The 22,569-nt window shown below is 37.9% G+C and carries 16 protein-coding genes and 1 pseudogene; 11 read left to right on the forward strand and 6 right to left on the reverse strand.

The genetic code is table 11. The features are described 5' to 3' along the window. The first annotated feature begins 1 nt into the window (after window position 1). On the forward strand, window positions 2-1,375 hold the full coding sequence (locus tag HME9304_RS12890; RefSeq protein WP_164674842.1) for a glycosyltransferase family 39 protein: 1,374 nt from the start codon (window positions 2-4) through the stop codon (window positions 1,373-1,375). 144 nt (window positions 1,376-1,519) lie between these two features. Here HME9304_RS12890 and HME9304_RS12895 read toward each other — a convergent pair whose 3' ends face one another. Together HME9304_RS12895 and pgmB are read right to left on the reverse strand one after the other, a co-directional pair. After that, complete coding sequence (locus HME9304_RS12895) at window positions 1,520-3,556, reverse strand: glycosyl hydrolase family 95 catalytic domain-containing protein (protein ID WP_112378976.1); 2,037 nt, start codon at window positions 3,554-3,556, stop codon at window positions 1,520-1,522. Between the two features lie 11 nt (window positions 3,557-3,567). Next, window positions 3,568-4,227 (reverse strand): beta-phosphoglucomutase, encoded by a 660-nt coding sequence (gene pgmB, locus HME9304_RS12900; RefSeq protein ID WP_112378977.1) that lies wholly within the window; start codon window positions 4,225-4,227, stop codon window positions 3,568-3,570. Window positions 4,228-4,494: 267 nt separating this feature from the next. Here pgmB and guaA point away from each other — a divergent pair, with 267 nt between their 5' ends. From guaA to HME9304_RS12930, 6 genes are all read left to right on the forward strand, one after another. Continuing rightward, entirely contained in the window at window positions 4,495-6,027 is a 1,533-nt protein-coding gene (gene guaA, locus HME9304_RS12905) for a glutamine-hydrolyzing GMP synthase (RefSeq protein ID WP_112378978.1), read from the forward strand. Beyond that, window positions 6,024-8,162 carry a PBP1 and LysM peptidoglycan-binding domain-containing protein gene (locus tag HME9304_RS12910; RefSeq protein WP_112379824.1) on the forward strand — a complete coding sequence of 713 codons (2,139 nt, stop codon included), beginning with the start codon at window positions 6,024-6,026 and terminating at the stop codon, window positions 8,160-8,162. Before guaA ends, HME9304_RS12910 begins: the two co-directional genes overlap by 4 nt. After that, entirely contained in the window at window positions 8,152-8,556 is a 405-nt protein-coding gene (locus HME9304_RS12915) for an OsmC family protein (protein WP_112378979.1), read from the forward strand. Before HME9304_RS12910 ends, HME9304_RS12915 begins: the two co-directional genes overlap by 11 nt. Beyond that, on the forward strand, window positions 8,544-9,074 hold the full coding sequence (locus tag HME9304_RS12920; RefSeq protein ID WP_112378980.1) for a DUF922 domain-containing protein: 531 nt from the start codon (window positions 8,544-8,546) through the stop codon (window positions 9,072-9,074). The genes HME9304_RS12915 and HME9304_RS12920 overlap by 13 nt, the downstream gene beginning before the upstream one ends. 51 nt (window positions 9,075-9,125) lie before the next feature. Continuing rightward, window positions 9,126-9,938: a helix-turn-helix domain-containing protein gene (locus tag HME9304_RS12925; RefSeq protein WP_112378981.1), complete on the forward strand. Its 813-nt coding sequence runs from the start codon at window positions 9,126-9,128 to the stop codon at window positions 9,936-9,938. A gap of 67 nt (window positions 9,939-10,005) precedes the next feature. Continuing rightward, window positions 10,006-11,076, forward strand: a complete 1,071-nt coding sequence (locus tag HME9304_RS12930) for a serine hydrolase domain-containing protein (protein ID WP_112378982.1) — start codon at window positions 10,006-10,008, stop codon at window positions 11,074-11,076. Between the two features lies 1 nt (window position 11,077). On the opposite strand, the gene HME9304_RS12935 is transcribed toward HME9304_RS12930, so the two are convergent. Beyond that, the gene (locus HME9304_RS12935) at window positions 11,078-11,935 is read right to left on the reverse strand and encodes a hydroxypyruvate isomerase family protein (RefSeq protein ID WP_112378983.1); all 858 of its coding nucleotides are present in this window, start codon (window positions 11,933-11,935) and stop codon (window positions 11,078-11,080) included. Window positions 11,936-11,979: 44 nt separating this feature from the next. Between HME9304_RS12935 and HME9304_RS12940 the strand changes: the two are divergent. Next, window positions 11,980-12,210, forward strand: a pseudogene (locus tag HME9304_RS12940) (DUF3820 family protein); the annotation flags it as partial. Between the two features lie 15 nt (window positions 12,211-12,225). Here the strand turns inward: HME9304_RS12940 and HME9304_RS12945 are convergent. After that, window positions 12,226-13,119 carry a lipocalin-like domain-containing protein gene (locus tag HME9304_RS12945; RefSeq protein WP_112378984.1) on the reverse strand — a complete coding sequence of 298 codons (894 nt, stop codon included), beginning with the start codon at window positions 13,117-13,119 and terminating at the stop codon, window positions 12,226-12,228. 228 nt (window positions 13,120-13,347) lie between these two features. Here HME9304_RS12945 and HME9304_RS12950 point away from each other — a divergent pair, with 228 nt between their 5' ends. From HME9304_RS12950 to HME9304_RS12960, 3 genes are all read left to right on the forward strand, one after another. After that, window positions 13,348-14,982 carry a CTP synthase gene (locus HME9304_RS12950; RefSeq protein WP_112378985.1) on the forward strand — a complete coding sequence of 545 codons (1,635 nt, stop codon included), beginning with the start codon at window positions 13,348-13,350 and terminating at the stop codon, window positions 14,980-14,982. A gap of 69 nt (window positions 14,983-15,051) precedes the next feature. Next, the gene (yidC, locus tag HME9304_RS12955; RefSeq protein WP_112378986.1) at window positions 15,052-16,920 is read left to right on the forward strand and encodes a membrane protein insertase YidC; all 1,869 of its coding nucleotides are present in this window, start codon (window positions 15,052-15,054) and stop codon (window positions 16,918-16,920) included. A 91-nt stretch (window positions 16,921-17,011) separates the two neighbouring features. Further along, window positions 17,012-17,572, forward strand: coding sequence for a DUF6515 family protein (locus HME9304_RS12960; protein WP_112378987.1), 561 nt, complete (start codon window positions 17,012-17,014; stop codon window positions 17,570-17,572). A gap of 293 nt (window positions 17,573-17,865) precedes the next feature. On the opposite strand, the gene HME9304_RS12965 is transcribed toward HME9304_RS12960, so the two are convergent. Both HME9304_RS12965 and HME9304_RS12970 read right to left on the reverse strand, forming a co-directional pair. Beyond that, window positions 17,866-20,364, reverse strand: coding sequence for a fasciclin domain-containing protein (locus HME9304_RS12965; RefSeq protein ID WP_112378988.1), 2,499 nt, complete (start codon window positions 20,362-20,364; stop codon window positions 17,866-17,868). 75 nt (window positions 20,365-20,439) lie between these two features. Continuing rightward, entirely contained in the window at window positions 20,440-22,329 is a 1,890-nt protein-coding gene (locus tag HME9304_RS12970) for a fasciclin domain-containing protein (RefSeq protein WP_112378989.1), read from the reverse strand. Window positions 22,330-22,569: the final 240 nt, after the last annotated feature.

Genomic DNA, 22,569 nt, shown 5'->3' on the forward strand with positions numbered 1-22,569 from the left:
CGTGCTAAGAAGGATACAAAACTTACCATTACAATGGGTTTTGGCACTTGTTTCCTTTATTTCCATAATTGTAATCAGCTACCTTAAAACATCTTTGGAATTGGAGGATGCTGAACAAGCTTATTATTCACAGTGGTGGAGATGGGGCTACGATGATCAACCTCCTTTATATACTTGGTTGCAAAAAGTGATAAACGCTATCTTTGGTGTCACAAAATTTTCTTTTTCTTTTTTAAGGGGTATTTTTTTCGCAGCTACACTTTTGGCTCTTTATGAATTTGCAGAAAAAATATTGAAAGATAGCTTCAAGGCCCATTTGGTTGTTTTAAGTTCTTTATTGATTCCTGTCTTCATTGATTTTACTTTTAGGAGGCTGTCCCATACACTGCTGCTTTGCTTGGTAGTATTGCTTACTCTCAATGTTGTTGCTAGACTAATTAAAAGAAGAGATTTTAGGGATTATGTTTTGTTGGGAATTTGTTTTGGTGTAGGAATGCTTTCTAAATATAATTATGCATTTTTCCTGTTGGCAGTTATTGCCACATCATTTTTTGATTTGACTATCAGACATGTTTTTTGGAACAAAAAAATCCTGGTTTCATATAGTATTGCCTTCATACTTTTTCTGCCTCACCTGTATTGGTATACCACCAAAAGTTATTTTCGCAATGTGCAAGAAAGCGTGTATATAAAGTTGGGTATAGAAGCAGACGGAACAATCATTTTTACACCTTTACTTGAAAGTATTAAAACCCTTTTTGATATTAGCGCCCCTTTTGCCTTAGTGTTTATTTTACTGTTCTTATCTAAAATAGTGCAATGGCGAAAAGAAGAACGTTCAAGTTGGCTTTTTAAACTAATGATTGTACAGCTTTTGTTGTTGGTTCTATGTTTTATACTCATAAACATTCAAGATGTCCAAACACGCTGGCTACTTCCATTGGTATTGCCCTACATAGTGGTTTTTATGAAGAGCATTGACATCAATAAAAAAAATATCAAAAAAACAGGAATTGTTTTGTTTTTACTGATTATCATGTTCCAAGTACTACGTACTCCGGTTGAACGCTTCCTTGGGATATTTTCAGCTGTTCATTTTGATTATGGACAGCTATCCAAAAAACTAAATACAGACTATAGTGACGCAGTATGGATTTTGCCCAATGTAACCTATGGTGGCCAAATTAAATTGTTAAATCCAGATAAAGAGCTTTTTACGTTAGATGATTTCTCAATTCCAGATAGCAGAAAGATAGATAAGAATCATGTTGTCGTATCAAATCTGAAAAATGTTTTTGAAAACATACAGCCCAAAGACAGTATTTTAAATTATGGCCCTGATAAAGAAAATATATATATTTTTCAAAAAAATTGATTTTAAGGTAGGGTTTCTTTTAAGCTAGGTGTTTTAGTACTGAAAATTGCTTTGAAATTTTCAAAAATATGAGTGGTCAAACTCATATGTTTAGGTTGGTTTTGATTTTATTAAAAAGCTCCGGAGTGGTTCCCGGGGCTTTTTTTATTTGATTGTATATGTTTTCCGTTTTGGCCCTATACCTTTCAATGTTAAGGACTTCCATTCTTTGGGCAGGATAGGATTTTTTTGAACGATACCTTCTTCCGTAATGTCCAGCCCTCCAAATCCAAATAACACAACTTGTAACATTCCCCCTGCACCTGTTGCAAAATAAGGGTTGTCACTTGTTGCTGCTTCGGCCAAAGCTCCAAAAGGTGGGCGTTTATTCGGTTCATAACTTCTACGAAAGAGACGATACGCCTCTTTGGCATCACCTAATCTGGCATAGATTACTGCAAAAACGGATTGACCCATAGCAGGCCCCTCAGGAGATAATTTAGGTTCGTAGTACTTTAAATCTTTTACCACCGTAGCCTCATCATTTACAATATTCAATGGATAGGTAAGCAGGTTCACATCTGCTTGTTTTATAATCTCTCCATCATAGCTAGCATGTTCTCTTGTGGTGCCATCCGGAAATTTCAATATTCTGATTTTTGAGGCAACTTTGTTCCATTTTGGGTTAGCAATTTCCCCAACTTCTTTTGCGGCCTCGGTTGCATACTGCAGGGCAGTGATTGCAGAACCATTGGTAAAGGCATTATCATTTACGTTTGGGGCAAATTCATTTGCGCCTACTACGTTTTTGATGCTATAGCTGCCATCATCATTTTTCGTGGAACGGCTTACCCAATAATCGGCAACTTCTTTCATTAGTGGATATCCCTTGGACTTCAACCAATCTTTATCTTTAGATACTCGGTAATAGTTCCAAAAGGCAATCGCCACATCTGCGGTGATATGATGTTCAAATGTACCTGTAAGCGCCCAGGCTGGTGTAGCTTCTTCACCGGTATCGTCACTTTCCCAAGGGAACATAGCTCCTTTATATCCAAAATTGATGGCTTTTTCTTTGGCTTTATCCAATCTGTCTGAACGGTAATTCATCAAAGAGCGAGCTATATCTTGGTTGAGCATAAGCAAGGGAGGGAACATCCAAAGTTCCGTATCCCAAAAAATATGTCCGTTATAGTTTTGCGAAGACAATCCCATGGGGGCTATGCTCAAATCTGAATCTCCTCTTGAAAAAGCATACAAATGATATAGAGCAAGGCGAACATCCAACTGGTCTTGTACATTTCCTTCAATAATAATGTCGCCTTCCCAAAGTTCCTCCCACAGTTTTTTATGTTGACCCAATAAATCTGTGCTGGGTGTCAACAGATTGAAAATCACAAATCGTTCAGATTCAGTTTGTGGATCATCGAAATCTTGGGTCGTACATACCGCTCCTGTCCATGCAAACTCAAATTTTTCTCCCTTTTTTAAAGTTTTTTTAAAGGAAAGTCTATTGTCATAAGCCGAAACCTGCTCGTGCTTAAGTTCTGGTCTTTGGTGCTCTCTGGTCGAGTTGATGGCATGCCAGATAAAAGTAGCGGAGGTAGCAACCACATGTTTTCCCATTCTGCTTTCTGCCACGGTTTGAAGCACTGGCATAGTAGTTTCCAAATCTTGCAAAATTCTAAATGTACTATTTGGACTGTGATATTCATCCGGTGTAGTGATAACACCCGTTGTTTTGATGGTAATATCCTTTAGCGGCTCTATTACAACATCGATATAACCTGAATATTGAACATTCCGTAGTGTATATATGGTGTATGAAACTCTTGCTTTGTCCTTAAAAGTGAAGTTGGTCGTAAAACCGGCGGTTTTCATATCTAAGGTCTGGCTCCAACCCGAAATATTGTTCCCATTGATTTCCTCACCATCGATTTCAACATCTAGATTTGCGAAATTTATTCCCAACAATATTTTGCTTACGCCCAAAGGTGATTCCTTATCGTAAACATTGTTGAGGATTATCGATTTGGTTTTAAAGGGTTTGTCCTCAGGTAAAATTCCTATTCTGCCGTTTGCAGTTACGATTCCCGTATATTTCTCTACTTTTTCTGAGGTAATTTTCCAACCATCTTTTTGACCGGATAGGTTTAATATGCTCAAAAGGAGTGCAAGAAACGCACAAATACTATTTTTCATCTTAACGACTTTTAAAACAAGTCCTTAAAGTATGATTTTATTTCGAATAATGTAGCTTCTTTTGTGGAATCAAAACGTAGGTCAGCGTGACCCAATCGTTCTTCTGGGCCGATGCCAATACTATGAAAGCCTCCAGCTTTTGCGGCATCTATTCCACTTTCAGCATCTTCCACTACAATACACTCTTCGGGCTGTAGTTTCAATTTTTCGGCACCATATAGAAAAATATCAGGTTCGGGCTTGCTTTTGGAAACACTGTTGCCATCACCTATTATGTCAAAAAAGGCAGTTGCGTTTAATTGCTCCAATACTTTCAAGGCATTTTTACTAGCGCTTCCTAAAGCTACATTGAAGCCTTCAATTCTGAGATTGGTCAAGAGTTCTTTTATTCCAGGCAGATAATCATCAGGGGTCATTGTATTGAGACTTTCCACATAAATATCGTTCTTTTCCTTGGCTAGCTCGACTAGGGTTTCTTTGTTGAGCTTGGCATTGTTGTGGTCCAATATAACCTTGATAGAGTCCATCCTGGAAATACCACGAAGTTTATCGTTGATCGTTCTATCAAATTCCCAATCCATTTTGTCGGCAAGATTTTTCCAGGCCGTATAATGGAGTTCTGCGGTGTCGGTAATGACTCCGTCTAAATCAAAAATAAATCCCTTGATCATGGTCTCGTGTTTAACAATGCAAATAAATGATGAAAATTGTTAAGAAAAAAGCTACTTGGCGTTATATTCTCCAAGAATGTTTCTCATGAAGATTTTTTATTGCTTTGGTATCGATTATTAATATTGATTATTAAAAAATGCTATAAGCTCGCCCTATATAGCCACAGAAATAGAATGAAACCAAAAGGTGAAATTTTTTTCGGATAAGTTGTTATAAATATCCCTTAAAGATACTTTTCCAACTCCTGCAAATTGCTATTTTTGCCCATGCACAACAACGTACTTATCCTTGATTTTGGTTCCCAGTACACACAGTTGATAGCGCGCCGCGTTAGGGAGCTCAATATTTATTCAGAAATAAAGCCATATAACAAGCTACCGGAAGATTTATCGAAATATGGAGCGGTAATTCTATCGGGTTCTCCATTTTCAGTGAGGGGGGAAGATGCTCCTTGTCCTGATTTGTCGAAAATTAAAGGAAAAAAAGCTTTGTTGGCCATTTGTTACGGAGCACAATATTTAGCACATGCCAATGGAGGAAACGTAGCACCTTCCGCAACCAGGGAATATGGGCGGGCAAATCTATCCTATATAAAAGCCGATGAACATTTTTTGAACGGTATCCGCAAAGGCAGCCAAGTTTGGATGAGCCATAGTGATACAATTAAAGATTTACCGGAGAAAGCCGTTAGATTGGCCAGTACCCATGATGTTGAAAATGCCGCATTTAAAATTGGCGGAGAAAATACCTATGGAATTCAATTCCATCCAGAAGTCTACCACACCAAAGATGGAACACAATTGCTTAAAAATTTCTTGGTCAATATTGCAGGTCTTGAACAAGATTGGACACCAGATGCGTTTGTAGATACTACTGTAGAAGAGCTTAAGCAAAAAATAGGCGATGATAAAGTAATATTGGGATTGTCTGGAGGCGTTGACTCCAGCGTTGCGGCAATGTTGCTTCACAAAGCAATAGGAAAGCACTTGTACTGCATATTCGTGAACAACGGATTATTGCGTAAAAATGAATTTGAGGATGTACTGCACCAATATAAGGATATGGGCCTTAATGTAAAGGGTGTAGATGCTTCGGCACGTTTTTTGGATGCCTTGGAAGGGGAGTCCGACCCTGAAAAGAAAAGGAAAATAATTGGTAGGGTATTTATTGAAGTATTCGATGATGAGGCACACCAGATTGAAAATGTAAAATGGCTGGCGCAGGGCACCATCTATCCTGATAGAATAGAATCTTTATCAGCAAGTGGTGGTCCTTCAGCAGTAATAAAAAGCCATCATAACGTTGGGGGATTGCCGGATTATATGAATTTAAAGATTGTTGAGCCCTTGCATCTTTTGTTCAAGGATGAAGTACGCAGAGTAGGAAAAAGCATTGGCATGGAAGACTTTATATTGGGCAGACATCCTTTTCCCGGTCCAGGTTTGGGAATTCGTATCTTAGGCGACATCACCAAGGAGAAAGTATCTATCTTGCAAGAGGTCGATGCCATTTTTATAGAAGGTCTTAAAAAATGGAACCTATATGACAAAGTATGGCAGGCGGGTGCTATGCTTTTGCCCGTAAATAGTGTAGGTGTCATGGGCGATGAGCGTACCTATGAAAAATGTGTTGCGCTAAGAGCAGTTGAAAGTACGGATGGAATGACGGCAGATTGGGTAAATTTACCTTACGAGTTTTTGCAAAAGACCTCCAACGATATAATAAATAAAGTCAAAGGCGTTAATAGAGTAGTATATGACATTAGCTCAAAACCACCTGCAACTATAGAATGGGAATGAAAAAAATTATATTAAGACTTGGTTTTGTCGCTCTTTTTTTGGCTTCAATCCAAGTTTCCGCTCAAGAGTATACGACCCATGCGGTCAAAGAAGGAGAAACCTTAAGAAGTATCTCTCAAAGGTACAGGGTAACACCTTTTACAATACTCCAGTCCAATAAGGAAATTAAAACTGCTTCCGATGTAAAACCGAATACAATTCTGATTATTCCTTTGGGCGGGTCTGTTATCAACGAACAGAGCCAACCAAAAGAAGAAAAAGTAAGCTTACAGGAAAAACCTTTGGGATTTTCAAGACATCGGGTCAGGAAAAGAGAAACGTTGTTCGGTCTTACGCAACGTTATAAAATTACCGAAGAGCAGCTAAAGCGCTATAATAGGAATTTGTATTCAGAACCCTTAAAAAAGGGAATGGTACTTCAAATACCAAAATTCCCAGAACCAGAAGAAGAAGATGAACGAGAGCTTGATTTTGAAACCTATACCGTACAACCCAAAGAAACCAGATGGAGCATTGCCCATAAATACGGTATTACAGTAGATAGCTTGGTAGTTCTAAATCCTGAACTGAATGAAAGCTCGGATTATCTGGCCGTAGGTCAAGAGTTAAAATTGCCCAGACCCAAAGGGGACAGTCTTGAAAACCAAGAAATAAACTTATTCACCTCTTTTACAGTACCACCAAAGCAAACGCTCTACAGTTTGGGCAAGGAATATGGAATTTCTTCGGATTCGATCGTAAAATTGAATCCAGAAATCATGAAGCTAGGCGGGCTTAAAGAAGGTATGGTACTACGTTTGCCAAAAAAGAGGGACAATTCCGGTGAAGTGAACACCGAAAATTTTATTTTCTATGAGGTAAAACCCAAACAGAATATATTTAGGCTTACCCAAAATCTCAATGTAACCAGAGATGAATTATTTAGAATGAATCCCGATTTGGAAAATGGTCTAAAAGCTGGGATGATTTTAAAATTGCCCAAAGAAAAAGCGTCTGGACTTGAAGTTAAAAATGCGCTGGTCCTGGATAAAATCAATCTTGTGGATAGCATCAATGTAAAAAATAGACCAAAATTGATCTTCATGCTACCGTTTAGGCTGGACCGTATAGATTTGAACGATAAAAAGAAAACAGAGGGACAGATAAAAATCAGGAAAGATATAAGTTTGAGTCTTGGTTTTTATTCGGGAGCAATCGTGGCTTTGGATTCCATTAAAAAAATGGGTGTGTCTGTAGATGTGAAGACATTTGATACTGAGCTTGACCAAAAAAAGGTCAAAGATATTTTATCAAGGGAGAATCTGTTCGGGGTAAATGCTATAATAGGCCCTGTATCCTCAAACGCATTGAATGAAGTTGCCGTTCAGGCGGCATCAAAAAATATACCTGTAATTTCTCCAATAGGTTCCAATAGCGGTTATAGCCACGGAAACGTGTATTATTCCGTTCCAACTGATGCTGTACTTCGCGATAAAATGTTATCGTATCTAGGTAAGGAATATAAGAATCAAAATGTCATCATTATTGCAGATTCAACGCATCAGGTCGCGCATGATTCTATTTTGTCAAAATTTCCATCAGCACAAATAGCGACCATTATTGACAACAAGTCGCTACATCTAAATAGGTTTTTGGTAAAACTTTCAGAAACTAAAGAAAATTGGGTATTCTTAGAGACTGACCAACCCAATATGGTTTCCAGTGTAACCTCAATTCTAAATTCTGCTAACACTGAAGAGATTGTTGTACGGATGTTTACGACCAATTTCAATCCTGCATTTGAAAGTGATGTTATTTCCAAAACCCATCTTTCCAACTTAAAGTTTACGTATCCATCATTTTATAGGGAGGTCGCTAATGATGCTTTTACAAAGGCCTATCAAAAAAAATACAATGGTGTAAAACCGGATCGTTACGCCGTACGAGGTTTCGATGTCACATTTGATATCTTATTGAAATTGGCACATAAGAACAATCTTTTCGAGACTTCAAAAATCATAGGCCTTACGGAATATGCCGGCAATAGTTTTAATTATTACAACGACTTATCTTCAGGATATTATAACAAGGCTTCTTATTTGATGGAATACGATAGCTTAAGAATAAAAGAAATAAAATTGAACGATGACCTCTAAAGTAACTTATACAGGAGAATTACGGACCACTTGTTTGCACTTGCGTTCCAATAGTGAGTTTATTACGGATGCTCCCGTTGACAATAATGGTTTGGGACAGGCATTTTCACCTACTGATACTGTAGCAACAGGTTTGGCAAGTTGTATGTTGACCATGATGGGAATTAAGGCTAGGGATTTGGATGTGGATTTAACAGGAGCCACAGCAGAAGTAACCAAGCACATGGCAGCAAACCCAAGAAGAATTTCAAAAATAGAGGTTACCATGGAGTTCCGGGCAGATGTTTCCGAGAAACATAGGAAAATTTTGGAGAACACAGCGAACACATGCCCTGTCCATTACAGCTTACACCCGGACATTGAAAAAGTAATTCAATTTAATTGGGTAAAATAATAGCGATAGCATTCTGTTGTTTCTTTATTTTTTTGGGTCAAGCCCAAGAACTTGGGGAGAGTATGCTATGGGCACCGGAAAAAAGACTCACTTGGGCTGACTTTAAGGGTAAGATACCACCTGCAGCCATTCCTGCAGCTACCACCGCAAGTGGAATCAGTTATAAATATTCAGCAAACTTAATTCATCATGAAGTAGATTTGGATTTTGAGGTAAATGCCTATTTTTATCCAAACGAATCTTGGTACAAACCAGAGATATGTGATAATCTTATTCTTAGTCACGAACAATTGCATTTTGATATTGCAGAACTTTTTGCCCGCAAGATGAGGGACAAACTTGAGCGTACTTCTTTTTCAGATAACGTAAAGGCCGAAATACGAAAGATTTACAAGGAGATTTTACAAGAGCTTAAAGATTTTCAGGAATTATATGATTGGGAAACCAATTTTTCCAGAAATGAAAAGAAACAGTTGGAGTGGAATAAAAAAGTAGCAAAGGCCTTGGCAAAAAATTGATGCGTTGTTAAAACCCGTAACAAAGCCCAGATTCTGGAGTCTTTATACTGTATGAAAATATTAAAAAAAGGAAACTACTACGGTGTACGTAAATCAGAAGTGGACAATGCGGGCGTTTTTTTCTCTGAATACGGCTATAATTTACCAAAAACCGATTGGCATTATCATGAGAATCCATACTTTATGTATGTATTGGATGGAAACTTGAAAGATATTAATAACCAAAGAACAACACTGTGCCCCCAAGGCAGTTTTTTGTTCCATAATTGGCAGGAAACCCATATGAATACCAAAGAAAGCATCAATGCAAGAGGTTTCCATATTGAATTGGATCGCAGTTGGTTTTTAAAGAAAAGGTTGGACATGGAACTTTGGGAAGGAAGTAAGCTTTTGGAAGACCCAAGATTGCACCAAACCTTGGCCAAGATTTATTACGAATTTAAATGTGACGATAAATATTCAAAAGTATCGTTGGATTTTTTGACGCTTCAACTCTGTGATCAAGTTTGGGGAAAGAATCCTGTGTGTACAGTTGTGGAACCACATTGGATAAAAAAGTTAAAGCAAATCATTTATGACGATGTGGAAAACTTGAACTTAACTTCGCTTTCCAATATTCTGGGAGTTCATCCGGTGCATCTGTCCCGCAGCTTTCCAAGATACCTGAATACCACCTTGGGAGACTATATTCGCATGCACAAAATAAAAAAAGCAATACCATTGTTGGGAAATGTAAACCTAAGCCTAACTGAAATTGCCTATATCTGTGGCTTTTCCGATCATAGCCATTTTACGAGAACCTTCAAATCATATCTTGGTGAAACACCAAACAATTATCGGAAAAAATTCAAGGAATATGTTTAGGTTAAATATGTTCTATTTTTAACCTCAAATGTTGTCTTTCTTTGTTTGGATAATCTAAATCCATATAATGAAAAGAATATCTCTTCTAACAATTTTTGTTACAATTCCTTTTTTATCGAATGCGCAAATAGATTTCTCAGAAAAAAATAAAAGCGAATATCCGCTGTTCAAACAGATGGAAGAAAAGATAACCAACGGTGATTATGAAGCAATCACGAGCGTGCTGATTGCCAAAAATGGAAATCTTTTATTTGAGAAGTACTTTAACGGGGCAAACCAAAATACGATGCACAACACCCGGTCCGTTACCAAAACTATGGCCAGCATATTAACCGGTATTGCCATAGATAAAGGTTACATTAAATCGGAAAAGGATAAGATTTTGGATTATGTTGAAGCAAAACTACCTTTAAAAAATCAAGATCCAAGAAAACAAGATATTTCTATAGAAGATTTACTTACCATGAGTTCCATCTTGGAATGTGATGATGGTAATATGTTTTCAAGGGGAAATGAGGAACGTATGTATATAGTGGAGGATTGGCTACAGTTTTTTCTGGATTTACCCATTCGTTCTTATCCTTTTGGGCCAAAACCTGAAGATTCTCCTTATGCGAGAATAATGAGCTATTGTTCTGCAGGGGCCGCGGCAATGGCAGAGGTGATTGAGAGTGCAGTAAAAATGCCGCTGGATAATTTTGCAAAAGAAAATCTGTTTGACCCTTTGGATATTAAGGATTACAAATTACACTATAACCCGTCCAAAACTTTAAATACTGCCGGTGGAAGTGAATATAAAAGTCGTGACTTTTTAAAAATTATTCAAATGTTTCTGCAAGACGGTCAATGGAGCGGTAAGCAAGTTCTTTCCAAAGAATGGATAGCCAAAGCTACCACACCAAAAGTTAACGCTAGGGAAAATGTTGATTATGGTTATTTACTTTGGATAAAATCTTTTGGAAAGGAAACCAAATATAATGCATACTATATGTCCGGGAATGGCGGACAGAAAGTACTTTCAATTCCGTCACTTGATGCTGTCGTAGTAATTACAACTACCAATTATGGCAACAGAAAAGCACATGCTTATACTGATGAGTTGATGAACGATTATATTGTTCCAACTTTATTGGAGTGACTTAGACGTCACATCGTAAAAAGGCATCTTTTAATGCTGCTATTTTATCTTCCCACGTTACGATGAATTCTTGGGCCACATGCCCTTTAAAACCTGTATCCAGAATAGCTTTCATTATAGCGGGGTAGTAAAGTTCCTGGCTTTCGTCTATTTCATGCCTTCCAGGAACGCCCGCGGTATGATAGTGACCAAAATATGGATGGTAGTTTTGAATGCTACGAATAATATCTCCTTCTTGTATTTGCATGTGGTAAATATCAAAAAGGAGTTTAAAATTGTCACTTCCCAGACGCTTACAAAGTTCAACGCCCCAAATGGAACTATCGCACATATAATCCGGATGGTCAATTTGGTTAAAGAGTTCCATTTGAATTACAACTCCGTGTTTTTCTGCCAAAGGGATAATCTTAGAGAGTCCGTCCACACAGTTTTGTAAACCTACATAATCATTTATTCCCCTACGATTTCCACTAAAGCAGATTAAGTTTGTATAACCTGCTTCTGCAACTTGTGGAATGGTTTTTTTATAATCTTCGATGAGCTTCTCATGGTATTTTGGGTCGTTCCATCCATCTGTCAAACTGATTTCCGTGCATCTGCACATGGAACAATGAATATCGTATTTTTTTAGAAGTGGCCAATCTTTTGGTGCGATGAGGTCGATTGCCTTTATACCTAAATTATTCAATACTTGGAGAAATTCTTCCAGTGGTAGATAATTAAAGCACCATTGGCATACACTATGGTTCAGATTGTTTTTTAGGGCAAAATCTTTTTGTTGCATTTGTGCCATTGATGTGGTAGATACTAAACCTGCAGAACTGGCAGCCACCGCTGTAATAAAATTTCTTCGCTTCACTATGAGGAATTTATTAACAGAAAGATAGTATTTTAGACATACAAATGGAAATTAAGCCAGATAGAGAGAAATTAATGGAACTTGCACACTACAAAATGCCATTTGGTAAATTCAAGGATATGTATTTGGTGGATTTGCCTTTGCCCTATTTAATATGGTTTAGACAAAAAGGTTTCCCCAAGGGAAAGTTGGGCGATTATTTAAGTGCTATGCTGGATATTAAAGACAACGGTCTTGAGCATATCATTAGAAAAATTCAAAACAATTTCCCAAGGAGTCTTAGGAAGGCATTACATCTTATTGAGCACTATAACCAACGTGCCTGTTGCATCTACATTCAATTCGCCAACAGGAATTGTTCTATCAAAAACTACTTCCAAAACCATTCTATTGGCGGTAAGCTCAACGATAGTATAGTCACTAGGTACATCTTCATCACCATTAATGGTCAGGTTATCATTTTCCAATTGCCATGTCCCATTGGTTATTGGGCTCTCTAAAAATGACTCGTCTGTAAAAGCTTGACCAAAAAGTGTATAAGAAATCACATTGGTATATTGACCGCTACCGTTCACTGTATTTGGATTGCCTGAAAATGTAATCTGTGCATTTTCATCTTTTGAAGATGATGTAAACGAAAATTCAACAACTCCAGCATTTTGAACCATGGTTGAAGCTCGGCCATCTGCTATGGTTGCGCTGACCAGTTCCCAGCTTCCTATAATCAATGGTTGAGCATCATCGTTTGTATCGTCATCGTCTGTATTGTCACCATCATCAGTTTCATCGCCTTCGTCCGTTTCATCATCCGTCTGGTCATCCGTATTTTCATCATCGGATTCATCGCCTGTAGAATCATCATCATCTGAAGAACCATCTCCATTTTCTTCTTCATCATCACCTGAATCATCCTCCGTAGAATCATCGTCATTTTCTTCTTCGCCATCGTTTGAATCGTCATCTGAGGAATCATCCCTATCTTCATCTGAGTCATCATCTGATGAATTGTCTTCATCATCGTTAGAATCATCATCTGAAGATGTATCATCATCATCATCTACACTCAGTTCCTCATTGGTTTCATCTATTAAGATGTCTGAGGGTTCAAAACTATCGCTGCAGGAACTTATGGAAAGAACGAACAAACATAGAAATAGGGCTACTACATTTAAATTTAGTTTCATGAATTTCGCTAAAGGATTTGTGTTGATTTATAAATAGAATATCGATTACTGAGATTTCCATGGGTTATATACGTTCTATTGTCATACTTTGGATTTTGTGCGCGCAGGTTTTATCTCAAATTTAATCAAGGATTTATATGTTTCATCTTCAAACATTTTTTTGAGGGATTTACCATTCGTTTTATTCTTCAATTCGTAACTTTACGCCCCGTAATAGAAATCCCGAATATGTCACAGACAAAGTATATTTTCGTTACGGGCGGTGTAACTTCTTCTTTAGGTAAAGGAATTATTGCTGCATCTTTGGCAAAGCTCTTACAGGCCAGAGGTTACCGAACTACTATACAAAAGCTTGATCCCTACATCAATGTTGATCCAGGTACGCTCAATCCCTATGAACATGGCGAATGTTATGTGACCGATGATGGAGCAGAGACCGATTTGGATTTGGGGCACTATGAACGTTTTCTGAATGTCCGTACATCGCAAGCTAATAATGTAACTACAGGTAGAATATACCAAAGCGTAATAGAAAAAGAACGGAGGGGCGAGTTTTTGGGAAAGACCGTACAGGTTGTTCCACATATTACCAACGAGATAAAAGAACGTATTCAGATATTGGGCAACAGTGGCGACTATGACATTGTTATTACGGAAATAGGAGGAACCGTGGGCGATATTGAATCGCTTCCCTATATTGAGGCAGTAAGACAATTATTATGGGAATTGGGCGACAATAACGGAATCGTAATCCATTTGACCTTGGTCCCTTATTTATCTGCTGCGGGCGAACTAAAAACAAAACCGACACAACACTCCGTAAAAACTTTAATGGAAAGCGGTATAAAGGCCGATATATTGGTGTGTAGGACGGAACATGAAATATCTGAAGAAATTAAGCAAAAACTTGCGCTTTTCTGTAACGTAAAGAAAGAAGCAGTAATACAATCTATCGATGCATCCACCATTTATGACGTTCCTGTTCTTATGCAAGAGGAGGGATTGGATATTGTTGCTTTAGAAAAATTGGACCTGGCCAAGGATACAGAAACCAATCTTGAGCAGTGGGAGCAATTCTTGAAAAAACACAAAAATCCCAAAAATAAAGTTACCATAGGCCTTGTGGGCAAATATGTAGAACTTCAGGATTCTTATAAATCCATATTGGAATCTTTCATTCATGCAGGAGCGGCCAATGAAGTCAATGTCGAAGTAAAATCCATTCATTCCGAATATATTTCCAAAGGAAATGTTGAGAAGAAAATGCAAGGACTCGATGGTATTCTTGTCGCCCCGGGATTTGGCGAACGTGGTATTGAAGGCAAAATATATGCAGTAACCTATGCGCGTGAAAACGATATTCCTTTTTTGGGCATCTGTTTGGGAATGCAAATGGCGGTAATAGAATTTGCGCGCAACGTTTTAAACTTACCTGATGCCAATTCCACTGAGATGGACGAAGAAACCCAGCATCCTGTAATTAGTCTTATGGAAGAACAAAAATTGGTAACGGATATGGGCGGGACCATGCGATTGGGTGCTTGGGACTGTGAGCTCAAAAAAGATAGCTTGGTATATAAAATTTATGGAGAAACCGATATTACCGAACGTCATAGACATCGATTTGAGTTCAATAATGAATATAGGGCAAAAATGGAAGACGCAGGATTGATGGCTACGGGCCTAAATCCAAAAACCGGTTTGGTAGAGGTCATTGAACTACCTTCACATCCATGGTTTATTGGTGTTCAGTACCATCCAGAATATAAAAGTACCGTTGCAAACCCGCATCCTTTGTTCGTTGGTTTTGTAAAAGCAGTTTTAGCACAAAAACAGAAACAAACTAATGCCAGTTTGGCATAAACTCCAGTTTTGGACATATATTTGCCACCTGAAAAGGCGGAAAAGAGGATTTTTCACTAAATAACTTTCATGGAAGAAAAAAAGCTGGATATCAATTCCATCATAGGTTTTGTATTGATTTTTGGGATACTTGTCTTTATGTTTTACCAAAATCAGCCCACACCAGAAGAGCTCGAAGCTCAAAAAGCTGAACAAGAGAAAATTGATGTTGCAGCAGAAAAAAAGGAAAAAATTTCGGAACCTGTTATAGTGGAAGAGCAAAAACCAATAAACTTGCAGGATTCCACAGCACTTGCCAATTATAAAAGTACAGTTGGGGCTTTTGGATTTACCACAGCTTCAGCGGGAACAACTATATTGGAGAACGAGTTACTTCTTTTGGAAGTTGACAATAAAGGAGGCCAAATAGTGGAGGCCAAAATGAAGAATTTTGTAAACCATGACTCCATAGCTGTCTATTTGGTCAAAGATTCCAATGCCAAGTTCGGAATTAATTTTTCTACTTCTGACAATAGGGTGTTGAATACTTTGGATTTGTTTTTTGAACCCACATTATCAAAAAGCGGTGACAATCAAATATTGTCGATGAAAGCGAAGATTTCCGAGAACCAATTTTTGGAATATCGTTATGAAATGAAGCCAAATGACTATTTGGTAGATTTTACGGTACGCTCCCAGGGACTTAACGGGGTAATCAATTCAAGCCGTCCTGTTGAACTGGAATGGGACTTAAAAGCAATGCGCCATGATAAGAGTGTACAATATGAAAATAGGTATACGCGCCTGACCTACAATCATGAGGATGGGAAGATAAGCAAGCTTTCAGAAAGCAGTGAACTGGACGAGGAAACAGAAGAGGAGATAAAATGGCTTTCCTACCGCCAACATTTTTTTAGTTCGATTCTTGCTACGGACGATCGTTTTAAAAGCGCGCAACTACGCTCCAAAAATTTAGTTGAAGAGGAAACCAAGGAAACATTGTTTACAAAGCAATACTCCACAAAAGCTTCTTTGGAGCTGCAGGCAGGTGAGTTCTCACAAAATATGTATTGGTATTATGGCCCTACGGATGTAAAGGTTCTGGAAGATTATGAGGATTTGGGCCTGGTTGAGTCCATTCCTTTTGGATGGGGCATATTTGGTTGGATAAACAGATATGTCTTTACACCATTTTATACATTTTTGAGTTCTTTTCTTCCCTATGGGATAGCGATAATCGTTATGACCATTATTGTTCGTTTGGCCTTATCTCCGGTTACGTACAAATCATATCTTTCCCAGGCAAAAATGAAAGTTCTAAAGCCAGAGATTACGGAATTAAACGAGAAGTATAAGGACAATGCCATGAAAAAGCAGCAGGAGACCATGAAGCTTTACAATAAAGCAGGGGTAAGCCCCATGAGCGGTTGTGTGCCTGCACTTTTACAATTGCCTATATTCTACTCGTTGTTCATGTTCTTTCCAACTTCTTTTGCGTTGCGACAAAAATCTTTTTTATGGGCTGAAGATTTATCTTCTTATGACACCATTTTTAATTTACCTTTTGCCATTCCCTTTTATGGAGACCATGTAAGTCTATTTCCAATATTGGCATCGGTCGCGATTTTTTTCTATATGATGATGACCACGGGACAGAGCATGCAGATGCAACAACAGCCAGGTATGCCCAACATGAAATTCATTATGTACCTGTCTCCGGTAATGATGTTGTTTTTCTTTAATAATTATGCCAGTGGTCTTAGTCTATATTACTTTGTTTCCAATCTGATAACAATTTTTATCATGCTCGCCATTAAAAATTATATTTTGGATGAGGACAAGATTCACGCGCAGATTCAGGAAAACAAAAAGAAGCCAAAGAAGGAGAATAAGTTTCAGAAAAAAATGCGCGAGATGATGGAACAGGCCGAAGCTCAAAAGAAGACAGGCAAAAGATAAAATAGTATCTAGGTAATTATTATTTTCATTACAGTTTTAAACCTTTAGTTTAATTTGTGGTCTAAACTTGTGAAATAATCAATACAATACTATGAAAAATCTGAAACTAGCGCTTTTTATTTTTGCTTTTATCTTTGTTGGTTCTACTGAATATGTTGAAGCACAAGTAAGGCGCACAACAGTCAGAACTGTTCGCAAAGAAAGAAGAGTCAAAAGAAAAATTAGGAGGCAAAATAGAAGGGTTGCCAGAAGAACATTGAGACGTTTACCCGCCAATACCCGCCCAATCGTTTTTAGGAGAGCCAGTTATTATCCTGTTGGCGGAATGTATTTTGTTCAAAGAAACAATATATATGTAAGAACCTTTCCACCAAGAGGTTTTCGTAGAAGAATTTTACCCGCTACCGCAATAGCTTTGACGGTGAGAGGTGTCGGTTACCAATATGCCGATGGAGTTTTCTATAAACCGATAGAGGATGAATATGAGGTTACGCTTCCCCCCATTGGTGCAGTAGTTAACGAACTTCCTGAAGATGCTGAAGAAATAGATTTTGAAGGTGTCTCAGCATACGAACTGAACCAAGCGGTATACCAGGCTGTTGATGATGGTTATGAGATTATAGACATTCTTGAAGAGGAAGAGGAAGAATAACAAAAATTACGATTATCACTATTTTTTAATAAAAAACTCTCCCGTAATTTTGGGAGAGCTTTTACCACTGAAGGGTATAGTTTGGTAAGATTTGGGACTCCAAAGATGCTGCATAAAAAAGTCGAAAAAAATTAATAGTTGTAAAGGAGCTGTTTTTGTATGGTAAAGACACCCCTTTTGATGTCTCATCGACGAACAGCAAATCCTATAGATAAACGAACCCCCATATTTTTAAATATGGGGGTTCTTTAGTAGAATTAGACTTACAAAAAATAAGTTTTTGAAATATTTATTTAATGTAATGCATCTATTATCTCTTGTGGCACGAGCACTTTATCAATAATATGGACGATGCCGTTACTAGCTTCATTATCCGCTCCGATAACTTTGGCTAAATCGTGGGTTTTATCCCTAATTTTTATAGGATGTCCTCCTATCGCTTCAATATTTTCTCCCTGTAATGTTTTTAGGACTTTATGACCTGTAAGTTCAGATGAAGTGATGGCTTGATCTGAGATTACATGGTATGTCAATAATTTTGCTAAAAGTGCTCTTTCTTCAGCAGTATCAAAATCTTCCAGGCTATTGTATTGACTTCCTAAATTATGTAACAAATTTTCAAAGGCTTCGTTCGTGGGTGCAAAAACAGTAAACGGTCCATCTCCACTAAGTGCATCGACCAGACCTGCATCAGCTTGAATCAGCGCAGCTACCAATAGGCTTAAATCATCTACAGATTGTGCCAATTGTACAATGTTGGGCGTAGGTGGAAAAAGTATGTCCAAAGCAGCTTGTGGAAGCAACACCTTATCAATAATATGTACCACACCATTACTTGCTTCAACATCCTCAACTACAACGGTTGCATTGGCATCTGTTGCATCTTCGACATGGATGGTACTATTTTTAATATTAATACCTACATTCTCTCCTTGAAAAGTCGCAATTTGATCTCCATTATTTAAGTCATCAGAAAATGCAGCCTTACCAGCAATTACATGATATGTTAGAACTGTTACCAATAAGTCTCTTTCATCTTGCGTATCGAAATCAGAAAGGCTGTTGAAGTCGTCACCCAATAGATTTAGGAGATTCTTAAAAGCTTTATTGGTAGGTGCGAATACTGTAAACGGTCCATCCCCGCTCAAGGTTTCTACAAGTCCTGCGTTTGCTGTCTGCAAGGCCTGAACAAGTAAATCCAAATCATCTGTTTCAATGGCAATCTCAACGATATTCTTTAATTGGAGCTTAGCAACAAAATCCAAAGCCACTTGAGGAAGCAAAACCTTATCTATTACGTGAACTACACCATTGCTCGCTGCCACATCTTTTATGACAACAGTAGCATTATTATCACTTGCATCAATAATTTCTATAGAATCCCCATCTAAATCGATTTCCAATACATCCCCAAATACAGTCGGTATTTGTTGTTCATCTTCCAAATTCGATGAAAAGGCAGCAGTACCTGAAATTACGTGATAAGTAAGAATATCTACCAAAAGGTCAATTTCTTCTTGAGAGTTAAAGTCGGAAAGGCCGTTGTAACCATCACCTAGTACATCCAATAAATCTGCAAATGCGGCATTAGTTGGTGCAAATACGGTAAATGGTCCTTTTCCGCTTAAAGTTTCTACCAAACCGGCATTTGCGGTTTGCAGTGCTTTGACCAAAAGGCTTAAATCTTCAGTTTCAATAGCAATTTCCACAATATTTTTTAACTGAATGGATGCAGCAAAATCAATTGCTGCTTGGGGCAATAATACTTTATCTATGGTATGTGCGACTCCGTTGGATGCCAAAATATCCGTTGCAGTAATGTTGGCTTTAATTTCCGAAGCATCTCCAATCACAAAAGTGCCATCCTTTTCTATTATTGTCAATGAATTGTCTGTAAAAGCTGTGGGAACATCGCCCGCTTCTAAATTTGCTTTCAATACTTTGGCTGGAACAACGTGATATAAAAGAACATTCTTGAGCAATTCCATCTCTTCCTCAGAATCAAAATCATCAAGAGTGTTATAAGTATCTCCTAATATCATAAATAATGTTTCAAAAGCATCATCGGTAGGTGCAAATACTGTAAATGGTCCTTCACTGTTGAGCGTATCCACTAGACCTGCTTTTATTACAGCTTGTTCCAATATTGACAATGTTTCCGTTGCAACAACGATATCCACCAAAGTTGACTCATTGCCGTTAAGGGCATTGATGATTTCCTGTGGTACCAACACTTTGTTTATTACATGAACAATTCCATTTGAAGTATTTACATCTGCAATGATTACTTCGGCATCTATATCCGTTGCATCATCTATAAATACACGTCCGTCTTCAAGACGTACAGTAACGTCCTCTCCTTGAACCGTTGAAATTTTTTGTTCATCTTCTAAATCTGTAGATTCAGCTGCTATACCGGAAACGACATGATATTTTAAAATAGTTGCCAGTATCGCCCTTTTTTCAGGAGTATTAAAATCATCTAAAGAATCAAAATCATCCAAATCATTTAATAAGTCTGTAAAAGCATCATTGGTCGGTGCAAAGACGGTGAATGTGCCTTTTCCGTTAAGTGTGGCAACCAAATCTGAATCATCGTTTTCGTCAGCTTTTGTAAGTGCTGCCACCAAGGAAGCCAAGGCATCTGTGTTTTGTGCAGTTTCTACAATCGTACTCTGCGCTTCTTCTGATTTGTCCGTTGCTCCGTCATCTTCATTATCGCAAGAAGAAAACGAAAATACCATGAGAGCCATTAGAAAGAGATAGCTCCTAAATTGTAAAATTTTTTTCATTTTAAAGTGTTCTTAGGGTTATTAATTGTGAATAAAAAAGCGGACCGTGTTCTAGCGATCCGCTTTTTTTAAATTTTAATTTTCTGTATCTGGAATCAAAACAGTGTCCACTACATGGATAACACCATTGATTGCCTGTACATCTACTGCATCAATACCTATTCCTGTATTTCCTGCTCCATCAGTAATATCGGCTATATTGCTATCAGTACCTGGGAGCGTAATAGAGAAGGTATCGCCCTCTAAAGTAGCTGGGGTAACGGTTACACCATTCGCGGTCAAGTCTCCTGATCTTATGTTTTCGCCATCGATAACATGATGTTGAAGAATTGGCGTCAAATCAGCCTCAGCTGGAATTGTAGCAAGTGCAGTGAAAGCATCATTGGTAGGAGCAAATACGGTGAATGGATCATCCCCGTTTCCATCTTGTGCTGATAGGATATCTACAAAATCAGTACCTGGCGTCAATGTGGTCAGTGCTTGTACGAGTGTAGTAAAATTAGGATCAGCGGTTGCAAATGTCACAACTGTTGGCAAGTCGATTACAGCATCTACGGCATGGATTACGCCGTTGGTCGCAACGATATCCGCGATGGCAACTTCACTTGAACCGTTTAATGTTACGGTATCATCATCTGTATTAATATATAGGCTCAAATTTTCATCTGTGTCAAACTCTGCAAATGTGTTTACATAAGAATTTGTCAATCCACTACTGAATGCGGCAGCACCAACTACAACGTGATTGGAAAGCACATCACCGATAGGATTGGAATTGGGATTGGTGAATGCATCAAATGCAGCATTGACCGGTGCAAACACAGTATATACTTCTTCTTCATTAGAAAGTAAATCCGTGAATGTGGTGTTTCCGCCGTCAGTTAATTCAGTAACCAAATCTGCCAATTCTGGATTGGCAAGTGCATGATCTACAATATTTGGTAAATCTATAACCTCATCCACAATGTGTACAACACCGTTTAAAGCTTTTATATCTGCTGTTTCCACATTTGGACCTCCGTTGAATTCAACATCATCACCATCTACTTCGTAAAAAAGACTTATGTTCTGATCTCCTGCTCCTATGGCAAGAGTATTTGCATACCCTGAACCTTCAGCTTCCAAGTCAGCTTTGAACAATTCTCCGTTGATTACATGATTCTTTAGTACATTGGTCAATGTTTCAACAGGAATATCACCAAGTTCATCTCCTCCTAAGAAATTTTCAAAAGCCTCATCTGTTGGTGCAAGTACAGTAAATGGACCATCGCCTCTCAATACAGTAGGTAAATCTTCATTTGCAGCGATTAAAGCGGCAACTAAGTTTTCTAAGTTATCGTTACCGATAGCCAAGTCAGTTATTGAAACTAAAATAATATCGGCCAATTCATCCAAAATAGCTTGTGGCAAAAGAACTTTGTCGATAATGTGGACTACTCCATTTGTAGTTTCGACATTAGCGGTAGTTACTTCGGCATCTACGTTTGTAGCATCGATAATAAATACCCCACCTTGAGTTGAGACCTGTAAAGTTGCTCCTTCTTGTAAAGTGTTCAAGGTCTGACCATCGCTTAAATCTGTGGAAAATGCAGCATCACCGGAAATTACATGGTATTTTAATATTACTGCCAAAAGATTTTGTAATTCTTGCGTATTAAAATCATCTAAAGAAGAATATCCATCCAATTGTGCAAGTAAATCAGTAAAGGCAGCATTGGTAGGTGCAAAGACCGTGAAAGGACCGTCACCACTTAAAGCACCAATTAAATCACTGTCGGCGCTTTCATCAGCTTTTTGCAATGCACTCACCAAGCTGCTCAATTCTGTTGTGGCTTGTGCAGTGACCACTATGTTTGCAGTTGGTCCAGGATTATCAGGACCATTATCGTCATCATCCGAACAGGATGTAAATATAAAGGCAAATGCCAATAAAGTAAACTTAGAAAATTTAATCAGTGCTTTCATGTGATAATTTTTAGATTTATATTGTTTAACACCTCAAAGATGTTATTAAACAAAATACGTTGCTTTTGTTTATTTATATTTATAAAAAGTTTAACAACATTGATATGAAAAGGTGCTCTATTCCGAAAAAAATGAGGTCTATTGCGTAGAAAATCCATATTTTTTTTAAGAAAACACTAAGATTCTAGGAAGTAATTTTTGTATATTCTATGAATAATACAGCTACTGGTAGCCTTATTA

It is taken from the genome of Flagellimonas maritima (genome assembly GCF_003269425.1).
GTDB classification, from domain to species: Bacteria; Bacteroidota; Bacteroidia; order Flavobacteriales; family Flavobacteriaceae; genus Flagellimonas; species Flagellimonas maritima.

Excerpts from the sequence above, each read along its gene's own strand:
- HME9304_RS12950 (WP_112378985.1), top strand. The coding sequence starts at position 13,348 with ATGTCACAGACAAAGTATATTTTCGTTACGGGCGGTGTAACTTCTTCT.
- HME9304_RS12960 (WP_112378987.1), top strand. The coding sequence starts at position 17,012 with ATGAAAAATCTGAAACTAGCGCTTTTTATTTTTGCTTTTATCTTTGTT.
- HME9304_RS12965 (WP_112378988.1), bottom strand. The coding sequence starts at position 20,364 with ATGAAAAAAATTTTACAATTTAGGAGCTATCTCTTTCTAATGGCTCTC.
- HME9304_RS12915 (WP_112378979.1), top strand. The coding sequence starts at position 8,152 with ATGACCTCTAAAGTAACTTATACAGGAGAATTACGGACCACTTGTTTG.
- HME9304_RS12895 (WP_112378976.1), bottom strand. The coding sequence starts at position 3,556 with ATGAAAAATAGTATTTGTGCGTTTCTTGCACTCCTTTTGAGCATATTA.
- HME9304_RS12930 (WP_112378982.1), top strand. The coding sequence starts at position 10,006 with ATGAAAAGAATATCTCTTCTAACAATTTTTGTTACAATTCCTTTTTTA.
- pgmB (WP_112378977.1), bottom strand. The coding sequence starts at position 4,227 with ATGATCAAGGGATTTATTTTTGATTTAGACGGAGTCATTACCGACACC.
- guaA (WP_112378978.1), top strand. The coding sequence starts at position 4,495 with ATGCACAACAACGTACTTATCCTTGATTTTGGTTCCCAGTACACACAG.
- yidC (WP_112378986.1), top strand. The coding sequence starts at position 15,052 with ATGGAAGAAAAAAAGCTGGATATCAATTCCATCATAGGTTTTGTATTG.
- HME9304_RS12945 (WP_112378984.1), bottom strand. The coding sequence starts at position 13,119 with ATGAAACTAAATTTAAATGTAGTAGCCCTATTTCTATGTTTGTTCGTT.
- HME9304_RS12970 (WP_112378989.1), bottom strand. The coding sequence starts at position 22,329 with ATGAAAGCACTGATTAAATTTTCTAAGTTTACTTTATTGGCATTTGCC.
- HME9304_RS12925 (WP_112378981.1), top strand. The coding sequence starts at position 9,126 with ATGAAAATATTAAAAAAAGGAAACTACTACGGTGTACGTAAATCAGAA.
- HME9304_RS12910 (WP_112379824.1), top strand. The coding sequence starts at position 6,024 with ATGAAAAAAATTATATTAAGACTTGGTTTTGTCGCTCTTTTTTTGGCT.